The sequence below is a fragment of the Paenibacillus sp. FSL R5-192 genome (assembly GCF_000517845.1).
Taxonomy (GTDB): domain Bacteria; phylum Bacillota; class Bacilli; order Paenibacillales; family Paenibacillaceae; genus Paenibacillus; species Paenibacillus amylolyticus.
In genome coordinates this window covers 296,096-305,992 of the sequence record NZ_ASPR01000003.1, presented here as the reverse complement: position 1 = coordinate 305,992, position 9,897 = coordinate 296,096, and the positions used below count along the sequence as shown (strand labels likewise).

Below are 9,897 nucleotides of genomic sequence, written 5' to 3'. Positions count from 1 at the left end.
CCTTAGCTCAGCTGGATAGAGCGTTTGACTACGAATCAAAAGGCCGGGAGTTCGAATCTCTCAGGGCGCGCCATTATTTTTTAGTATCGGGATGTAGCTCAGCTTGGTAGAGCACCTGGTTTGGGACCAGGGGGTCGCATGTTCAAATCGTGTCATCCCGATTTTTGTTTATGCGGGTGTAGTTCAATGGTAGAACTTTAGCCTTCCAAGCTAATAGCGTGGGTTCGATTCCCATCACCCGCTTACAGGATATAATGAAAGACCCTTTGCAGATGCAGAGGCTTTTTTATTTTTATTAACGTAAGAATTAGCAGTTATTTTATGTAATATTTTATATAAAGTACAGTACAGGTTTATTTAAAAAAGAGCCAAGACCTCCCTACTTTAATAGTAAAGGGGTCTTGGCTCTTCTGTTTACCTCTGTGGATGAGCTGCTTCTAAGACGTAGCAGCTATTGTATAGTGACGTGAGTACAATTTAACGTTCGTTGTGATCCGTCACTCTTTTACGCATGCCCGCTAATCCAAGCAGTCCCAGTAAACCAAGCCAGCCCCAATCCATGCCATTGTCACGGTTGGTTGTTGTGGCGTTTGCCCGAACATTGTTGGTACGATAGTCACCATTGTTGCGGTAGTTTCCATCCATGTTCATATTCATGTTGGAATTAGTGTTTGTGCGGTCCATGTAGTTGGTGTCCTGATAAGACCGGACACGTGAGCCGGTTGTATCCATTCCTTTGGACATATGACCATCAGCAGCAGCAGGGCCAGCCATCGCGGCCACCAGAAGCACGGAAGCAATAATTGTTGTACCTTTCTTCATCATTTGGATTCCTCCTTTTTAGTAAGAGCTACAGATTAATCTGCCCAAGAAGACAAGTACAATATGTAGAAATAGTCTGTTAAGATATACCTTTGAGTCCAATTGAATAACAACATACATAAGAAACTTGCCTAGTAAGCAGACTGTAGTGGGAAGAAAATTATAATTACATCTTTAATTTATTGCGTCACTGTGGTAAAGTATACAAAAGCTTGCTTTGCCGGTCATGTTTCTTTGTATATCATCTGTTCTCAAACAATGAAATTATGCGGTTTAACCTTAATATCAGGTACATGGGATCATATCTAAAAGAACTGTATATTTATGAGTTTTTAAGAATAGGTATGAGACTTTTGATTTATCTAAAGTACGTGAAAAAGGTATCATGCGACAGTATATGACCATTAATTGAAGCAGAACAAGAAAATGAATAAAAAAGCGTGTTTTTTTGCTGTAAATCGGGGATACTCCCCATTTTTTCTAGTAGAAAAATAAAGATTTTCGTACCATTTTATTGTATGATGTTATGAAGGTGTCAAATTTACGTGTACGAATGGAACGATCAGATGGGAGGATAAGCATGACTGAAACTATGGTAACCGCCAGCAAAAGCCAATCCAACAACCTGCTTCGGCGAGACGTGCGGTTCCTGGGCAATATACTCGGAGAAGTTCTTGTCCATCAAGGCGGCACGGAGCTTCTAGATATCGTTGAGAAGATTCGGGAAACGAGCAAATCGTTACGTGCAGAATTTCTGCCAGAACTCTATGCAGAGTTCAAAACGATGATCCAGGAATTAGACTCGGACAATCGTCACCAGGTTATTCGGGCTTTCGCTATTTATTTTCAATTAGTTAATATTGCTGAACAAAACCATCGGATCCGGCGTAAACGGGATTATGAACGTTCTGCTGGGGACGCTGTGCAGCCAGGATCGATTGAGAAAGCAGTACAGGATCTTAAGGAACGTGGACTGTCTCATACAGAGGTGGAAGAGATTCTCGACGATTTGTCGTTGGAACTCGTTATGACAGCTCACCCAACCGAAGCTATGCGCCGGGTTATTCTGGACATCCATAAACGGATATCCGAAGATGTCATGTCACTTGATAATCCTACGCTGACGTTGCGTGAACGTGAACAGTTGCGTGAGAAGCTGCTGAATGAGGTTATTACACTCTGGCAGACAGATGAACTTCGCGACCGCAAACCGACTGTACTTGATGAAGTGCGGAACGGGATGTATTACTTTCATGAAACGTTGTTCCACGTACTTCCGGATGTATATCAGGAGCTGGAACGCTGCCTGAACAAATTTTATCCTGACCATGACTGGCATGTGCCGACGTATTTGCGGTTCGGTTCCTGGATCGGTGGAGACCGGGATGGAAATCCTTCGGTAACTTCAGATGTAACATGGCAGACACTGTTGATGCAACGCAAGCTTGCTTTGCGTGAATACCAACGGATTATGATTGAACTTATGGGCCATCTCAGCTTCAGCACAAACATCATTCATGTATCGGATGAGCTGGTGCAGTCGATTGAGCAGGATCGTAATTCTGTTACATTGAAAAAAGTGGATATCTGGCGGAATGAAAAAGAGCCATACCGCATCAAATTGGCTTATATGATTGCCAAGCTGAACAATGTACTGGATGAAAACAAATTAGGTCAGCCTGACCGTTATCATAGCGCACAGGATTTGATTGATGAACTGATGATTATTGATCGAAGTCTGCGCCATCATTTTGCCGATTACGTAGCAGATACGACCATTCGCAAAATGATTCGTCAAGTCGAGTTGTTTGGTTTCCATACCGCAGCATTGGATGTGCGTCAGCACAGTAAGGAACATGAAAATGCGATGTCGGAGATTTTGGCGAAAATGAACATTGTAGAAGATTATGCGCGTCTGACTGAAGACGGTAAAATCGATCTGCTTGCTCGTTTGCTGGATGATCCACGTCCGCTTACTTCTCCTTATCACCAATACACGGAGGGAACCAAAGAGTGTCTGGAAGTCTTCCGTACCATCAAACGTGCCCAGAACGAATTTGGGAACGGCTGTATCACAAGTTACCTGATCAGTATGACGCAGGGCGCAAGTGATTTGCTGGAGGTTATGGTATTTGCCAAAGAAGTGGGCTTATTCACCAAAGGTCACAACGGTGACGTTGTATCTACACTTCAAGCGGTACCGCTGTTTGAAACGATTGATGATCTACATGCGGCTTCGGACATTATGCAGAAGCTGTTCAACCTTCCTGTATACCGCGCAAGCGTAAAAGGACGGAATGAACTGCATGAAATCATGCTTGGTTATTCAGACAGTAACAAGGATGGCGGCGTGGTTACAGCCAACTGGGAATTGCGTGTAGCAATGAATGCCATCACGGCTGTAGGTAATGAACACGGCGTTAAGCTGAAGTTCTTCCATGGACGTGGCGGGGCTCTTGGACGTGGCGGCATGCCACTCAACCGCAGTATTCTTGCTCAACCACCACATACGATTGGTGGGGGCATCAAGATTACGGAGCAGGGAGAGGTTATTTCTTCCCGTTATTCCCTTCAGGGGATTGCATACCGCAGTCTGGAGCAGGCAACTTCGGCTCTAATCACAGCAGCACTTAATGGGCTTGAGCCGCAAGAGTCAGCATCCGAACGTCATTGGGACAGCATCATCAAAGAGATTTCGGAAGTATCTCTGACGAAATATCAGGATCTGATTTTCCGTGATCCAGACTTCTTCACCTTCTTCAAAGAATCAACGCCGCTTCCGGAGGTTGGTGAGCTGAATATTGGTTCTCGTCCATCCAAGCGTAAAAATAGCGATAAGTTTGAAGATCTGAGAGCGATCCCTTGGGTATTCGCCTGGACTCAAAGTCGTTATCTGCTTCCGGCATGGTATGCGGCAGGAACAGGATTGCAAAGTTACTATCAGGATAAAGAGGAAAATCTGGTTGTCCTGAAAGAAATGTATGCAAGCTTCCCATTCTTCCGTACATTAATTGATACGGTACAGATGGCCGTAGCCAAGGCTGATTTGGTCATTGCCAAAGAATATTCAGCCATGACTTCGAACAAGGAAGCCCGTGATCGCATCTACGGTCAGATTGAAGCCGAATTCAAGCTCACAAAAGAGCTGATTCTGAAAATTACCGGAGAAGCTGAAATTCTGGATGATGTACCGGTTATTCAAGAATCCATCCGCCTTCGTAACCCTTATGTGGATCCGTTATCCTACATGCAGGTTCAACTTCTGAGCGAGCTCAGAGATATGCGTGAACGTGGTGAGGATGATACGGAACTGCTTAGAGAAGTGTTGCTGACAATCAATGGAATCGCTGCAGGACTTCGTAATACAGGTTGATTATCAATTTGTTGTGAATGATGATTATATGTAACAAAGTACCCATTACTTTGTTAACTAAAAAGCTCTATTCTCTGCTCTACGGAGTAAGAGATGAAACGGGACTCCTGCGGGAGTTCCCGTTTTTACTGTTTTTGGCGGATATTTGTCATACAGTCTTGATTTTTGACCAAAGTTGATTTACGATTTGATTGGTGAATTACAAGTGTGGACGGGTATCAGAAGACGGAAGACCCATCAGCATGTCTGGGGGAATAAGGGTGGACAATTTGGAGAATAGGCTTATTAAACTGGTGCTCAAGGGCGACCAGAGAGCCTTTGCAGAAATCGTTGAACTATATAAGGACAAGCTATTTCATTTGGCATACCGGATGCTGAACAATCGTCATGAAGCTGAAGACGTTGTGCAGGAGACGTTTTTGCGTGTGTTTCGTAATATGGAGAAGTACGATCCGAACCAGAAGTTCTCAACCTGGATATACCGGATCGCAACGAATCTGTGTATTGACCGACTGCGCAGAAAGAAACCTTCATACTCATTGGATGCTGAACTGAATGATCAGGAAGGATCTGATGGTTATGCGATGCTCCCGAGTGATGATCGTACACCGGAGAGTGAAGCGCTCCTGTCAGAAACGCAGACACTCATTCGTGAGGCCATTGACAGTTTGCCAGCCAAGTATAAGTCCGTTATGATTCTGAGATATTTACAGGACTTGTCGCTACAGGAAATCAGTGATGTGACAGGTATGCCCGTAACAACGATCAAGACACGCGTTCATCGGGGCCGTGATTTTCTACGTAAAAAATTGGAGTATAAGTTATAAATGTTAAGCGCCTTTAAATATGGGCGAAATTATTTGAAACATATCCGAAACGGATGCGTATGTAATGTATGCAAGTCTTATGCGTGCTTTTTAATGGCACATGGACTAAGTGATTTAAGAAAGGATTGGCTCTCATATGGATTGCAACTCGGCCGTCTCTTTAATGCATGAATGTTTGGATGAGTCGTTGTCCCCGGCCCAGAAGGTTGAACTGAAAAGTCACCTTGTGATCTGTCCGGATTGTCGCATGCGCTTTAAAGAGTTGGAACAGACGGAAATGTTACTCTTTGCCATGAAACACTATTCACCGTCTGCCTCTGATGAGCTGACCAATCGAATTATGAATGCTCTGCCCCAGCCCAAGAGACAGCAAGCATGGCTCAAATGGGTCAAAGGACATCCCGCGCTGACGGCGGCAGCCTTCTTTTTGGTCGTGATGCTCTTTAGCGCCTTGAATTTCTGGAATCAGAATAACGAAATGGTTGTTAAGGGAAATAATCTGGACCAGATCGTGATTCAGGGTAACACGGTTATTGTTCCTGAAGGTAAGTCAATTGCTGGCGATCTTACGATAGAAAATGGAACCGCACAAGTATATGGTGATGTGAACGGCAATCTGACGGTTATCGACGGACAACTGTTTCAGGCTTCAACGGCGCATATTTCAGGTCAGGTGAAAAGTATTGATCAGGCGCTGGACTGGTTCTGGTACAAAATAACCAATATGGTAAATGAAGTGGCTTATCGCTAGAACAGGGTAAAATTCTTCAATGGTATATACCAAGCAGGGTACCTCCAGATTGCATGGGGTACTCTTTTTTTATACGCAAACTTTGTAATTCATGGTAAATGTGATGTTTATGTGCAGTTTGAGACTGCCGTAACTTGCAACCTGAACGTTAACGTTATAACCTAGATACTAAAGAGAACATACTACTACATATAGATAAGCATTTTGCACAAATCAAATAATGCAAAAATGCGGAGACAAAGGATTATATAAAATCCTAATGGGTTAATATGAGATCAGGGTTTACTCATCAATGGGGATAGCGGGGGCTGGCTTATGAATTATTTTGCTGACTTAACGTGGACAGAGTCCATTAAGGACGTTATCGATATATTGATCGTTACCTATATTATGTACAAACTGATTTTGCTTGTGCGGGGGACACGTGCGGTTCAGCTCCTAAAAGGGATTCTGTTCCTTGTGCTGATCTGGGCATTAAGTACGTGGCTAAACTTGTATACGCTCAAATGGTTAATGAACCAGATGTTTACGTTTGGTGTCGTTGCGGTCTTCATTATCTTTCAGCCGGAACTACGTCGTGGTCTGGAGCAATTGGGACGCGGTAAGCTGTTTGGACGTTCAGCGGCAGCGAGTGATGAAGAACTAACCGTGTTAATTGGTGAGATTATTAAGTCAGTTAATTATTTGTCACGGCGTAAAATTGGCGCTTTGGTCGTATTTGAACGTGAAACAGGTCTGAACGATTACACGGAATCGGGCATTAAGATGCATTCTCTGGTCAGCTCGGAGCTGATGATTAACATCTTTATTCCAAATACACCGCTCCATGATGGAGCCGTTATTATACAGGGAAAACAGATTTCGGCGGCAGCTTGTTATTTGCCATTATCAGAGAATCCTTTTATCAGTAAGGAATTGGGAACACGTCACCGTGCAGCAATCGGGATTACCGAAGTTGCAGATGCGATCTGTTTGGTTGTCTCCGAGGAGACTGGACAAGTGTCACTTGCTATGAATGGACAGGTCGTTCGTGATATTAAGGAAGAATCGCTGATTGCCAAACTGTATGAGGAGTTGCGCCCTACATCCAATCTGAAAAAGAATGGCTGGACAACCTTCTGGAAACGGAAGGGAGGACGTAACAATGGATAAGTGGTTTAACAATAATAACTTTGCCAAAATACTTGCGCTTGCGGTGAGCCTGTTGCTCTGGTTCATGATTCATCTGGATGAAGTACCAACCACCCCTACGATTACAACAGGGACAACCAACAAGGTTGTGGAACGTACGGTGCCTGTTCAACCTTATGGATTAGACAGCAACAGCTATGTGCTCACTTCATTAAGTACGGATGAGGTCCGGCTGGAGATTAAAGGACAGCGCTCGATGCTAACATCGATTTTTACGAATGACGATTACAAGGTACTGGTCGATCTGAGTCAGGTGAAAGATGGGTCCAATACACTGCCACTTGTACCTGATTTGCCTTCCGGGGTAGAAGTGGTCAGCATGGAACCTTCCATGGTTACGGTGAACGTAGAAAAATTGGGCACCAAATCCTTCAATGTGAATATTGTACCCGAAGGGGAACCATCCGCCGGATACAACGCTGGAACGCCCGTAACTGAACCTTCGACGCCGGTTAAGGTAACTCTGCCCGAAGGGCAACTCGAGGCTGTAGCGAAGGTCCAGGGCAGTGTGAGCGTGAAAGATGCCAAGGAAGATGTCATACAGAAAAAAGTGAAACTTCAAGCCTACGATGCTGAAGGCAAGGTCCTTGAAAATGCGATTATAACGCCTCAAACGGTTGAAGTCCGAGTTCCGGTCAATCAGCCCTATACATCTGTACCCTTAAGAATCAAATATTCGGGACAGCTTCCGGAAGGCCTGGTACTCTCCACGGTAGAGCCAAACGTGAAAGAAGTCTCGGTTTATGGATCAGAGGATGCGCTTGCGGGTATACAGTCCTACGACCAAGTAACCCTTGATCTTACGCAGTTTGATCAGTCGGGTACATCGACAGTTAACGTGGACTTGACGCCGCCTTCTGGTTTTGAGAAAATCGAGCCTAGTTCGATTCAGATCAAGGTAACCATATCACCATTTGACGAGGCAGAGGAGACAACCAAAGTCTTTCCGAACGTCCCCATCACACTTACCGGTGCGGGGAATGGACTGGAAGGGACGCTGGTTACGCCTCGAAGCGGCGGTCTGAACCTCACACTTACAGGCTCAGCAAGTATGCTTGAGGGTCTGAGTAGTGATGATCTCACGTTAACCGGGGATCTTGCTGGACTTGCGGTCGGAACGCATGAGATCAAGCTTGAAGCCGACCTGCCCCGTTATGCCAAACTGGATGAATCATCCACTGCATTAAGTGCGACGGTCAAAATTAGCGAAAAGGCTGAAGACACCACGACCACTCCTGGCGAAGAACCGACGGACGAGGGAACGGTAGCACCTGACCCAACACCAGCCGAGGTTGAAAATGGGGAAACAGAGCCTGTTCCTGATGAAGAAGAAACGGAATCGAATACGGATACTCAGGATCAGGGTCAACAGGGGAGCACAAGCAGTCGAGGTAATTTAAATAATAATAACAGCGGTACTGGCAGTAAAAGTGGCGCGAATCCGTAAACGTTCTAATTTTAAAATTCTCAAAAAAATAATAATAGTGCTCGTATATGATGCGAATAGAAGGAGTTAAATCATGGGGAAATATTTTGGTACAGATGGTGTAAGAGGGGTTGCCAATAAAGAGTTAACGGCAGAGCTGGCTTACAGCATTGGACGTTGTGGTGGTTACGTGCTTGCAGGTGGTGTGGAAAGACCAAAAGTGGTTATCGGCATGGATACTCGTATCTCGGGATTGATGTTGGAATCCGCACTGGTTGCAGGTCTGTTGTCCATTGGCGCTGATGTGATCCGTCTGGGCGTTGTATCCACTCCGGGAGTGGCGTATATTGCACGTTTGTTGAAAGCTGACGCGGGCGTGATGATCTCGGCTTCCCACAATCCAGTTGAGGATAACGGAATCAAGTTCTTTGGTGGAGATGGCTTCAAGCTGTCTGATGAAACAGAGAACCGGATTGAAGAACTGATGGATGCGGAGACAGATCAATTGCCACGGCCAGTTGGTGGCGGGCTGGGTACTGTAACGACAGATGAAGAATCCCGTTATCGTTACCTTGATTTCCTGAAAACGACTGTAAATGAATCGTTCTCTGGACTTAAAATTGTTTTGGACTGTGCAAACGGAGCAGCTTATGAACTGGCACCAAAGTTGTTCAGTGAACTAGGTGCAGAAGTCATTGCCATTGGCGCTGAGCCTAACGGCCTGAATATTAATGAGCAATGTGGATCAACTCATCCAGAGAACCTGAAACAAGAAGTGCTCAAACATAAAGCAGATCTGGGTCTTGCTTTTGACGGGGATGCGGATCGTCTGATTGCTATTGATGAGACAGGCGCTGAGGTGGATGGAGACTTCATTCTGTGTATCTGTGGTGATGCGATGAATCGTGCAGGCAAGTTGAAGGACAGTACTGTTGTATCGACCGTTATGAGTAACATCGGATTCTACAAAGCAACAGAGAAACTTGCACTGAAAACAGCTAAAACGGCAGTAGGTGATCGTTATGTGATGGAGGAAATGCGTCGTGGTGGTTACAACTTGGGTGGAGAACAATCTGGCCATGTTATTTTCCTGGATTACAATACAACTGGAGACGGTATGCTGACTGCGATTCAACTCGTGGATACGCTCAAGGCTTCCGGTAAAAAACTGAGTGAACTAAAAGCGCTAATGACCCAGTACCCACAAGTATTGGTGAATGTGCGTGTTGAAGATAAGAGCAAATACGAGGGCAATGCTGCAATCGAGCAAGCTATTGCTACAGTAGAACAGCAACTCGGGGATAATGGACGTGTACTCGTTCGTGCTTCAGGTACTGAATCTCTGATCCGTGTTATGGCGGAAGGACCAGATAAAGACGAACTTGAACAATTTGTGTCTCAAATCGCAGATGTGGTGCAAAAAGAGCTGGTATAGGACCGGAAGAAATCCCATGTGCATACGGTTTTCTAAAGGGAATTGTTGTGTATAAAGGGTATGATATAACAG

The 9,897-nt window shown here is 44.9% G+C and carries 7 protein-coding genes and 2 tRNA genes; 8 read left to right on the top strand and 1 reads right to left on the bottom strand.

Translation table 11 applies throughout. The features are described 5' to 3' along the window. Window positions 1-87: 87 nt before the first annotated feature. Both C161_RS02980 and C161_RS02975 read left to right on the top strand, forming a co-directional pair. Window positions 88-161 (top strand) — tRNA-Pro (locus C161_RS02980). An 11-nt stretch (window positions 162-172) separates the two neighbouring features. Then, window positions 173-243: transfer RNA gene (locus C161_RS02975), tRNA-Gly, on the top strand. Between the two features lie 234 nt (window positions 244-477). On the opposite strand, the gene C161_RS02970 is transcribed toward C161_RS02975, so the two are convergent. Next, the gene (locus tag C161_RS02970; protein ID WP_036668151.1) at window positions 478-825 is read right to left on the bottom strand and encodes a WGxxGxxG family protein; all 348 of its coding nucleotides are present in this window, start codon (window positions 823-825) and stop codon (window positions 478-480) included. Window positions 826-1,402: 577 nt separating this feature from the next. On the opposite strand from C161_RS02970, the gene ppc reads away from it, so the two are divergent. The 6 genes from ppc to glmM all read left to right on the top strand — a co-directional run bounded on the left by ppc (window position 1,403) and on the right by glmM (window position 9,825). Beyond that, on the top strand, window positions 1,403-4,195 hold the full coding sequence (gene ppc / locus C161_RS02965; protein WP_036668150.1) for a phosphoenolpyruvate carboxylase: 2,793 nt from the start codon (window positions 1,403-1,405) through the stop codon (window positions 4,193-4,195). Window positions 4,196-4,455: 260 nt separating this feature from the next. Next, window positions 4,456-5,022, top strand: a complete 567-nt coding sequence (gene sigW, locus C161_RS02960) for an RNA polymerase sigma factor SigW (RefSeq protein ID WP_036614044.1) — start codon at window positions 4,456-4,458, stop codon at window positions 5,020-5,022. A gap of 136 nt (window positions 5,023-5,158) precedes the next feature. Beyond that, window positions 5,159-5,773 carry a zf-HC2 domain-containing protein gene (locus C161_RS02955; RefSeq protein WP_036614042.1) on the top strand — a complete coding sequence of 205 codons (615 nt, stop codon included), beginning with the start codon at window positions 5,159-5,161 and terminating at the stop codon, window positions 5,771-5,773. A 315-nt stretch (window positions 5,774-6,088) separates the two neighbouring features. Beyond that, window positions 6,089-6,925 carry a diadenylate cyclase CdaA gene (gene cdaA, locus C161_RS02950; protein ID WP_017692119.1) on the top strand — a complete coding sequence of 279 codons (837 nt, stop codon included), beginning with the start codon at window positions 6,089-6,091 and terminating at the stop codon, window positions 6,923-6,925. Further along, window positions 6,918-8,411 carry a CdaR family protein gene (locus tag C161_RS02945; protein ID WP_051449555.1) on the top strand — a complete coding sequence of 498 codons (1,494 nt, stop codon included), beginning with the start codon at window positions 6,918-6,920 and terminating at the stop codon, window positions 8,409-8,411. The genes cdaA and C161_RS02945 overlap by 8 nt, the downstream gene beginning before the upstream one ends. Window positions 8,412-8,484: 73 nt before the next feature. Continuing rightward, on the top strand, window positions 8,485-9,825 hold the full coding sequence (gene glmM / locus C161_RS02940) for a phosphoglucosamine mutase (protein ID WP_017692121.1): 1,341 nt from the start codon (window positions 8,485-8,487) through the stop codon (window positions 9,823-9,825). The last annotated feature ends 72 nt before the right edge of the window (window positions 9,826-9,897 follow it).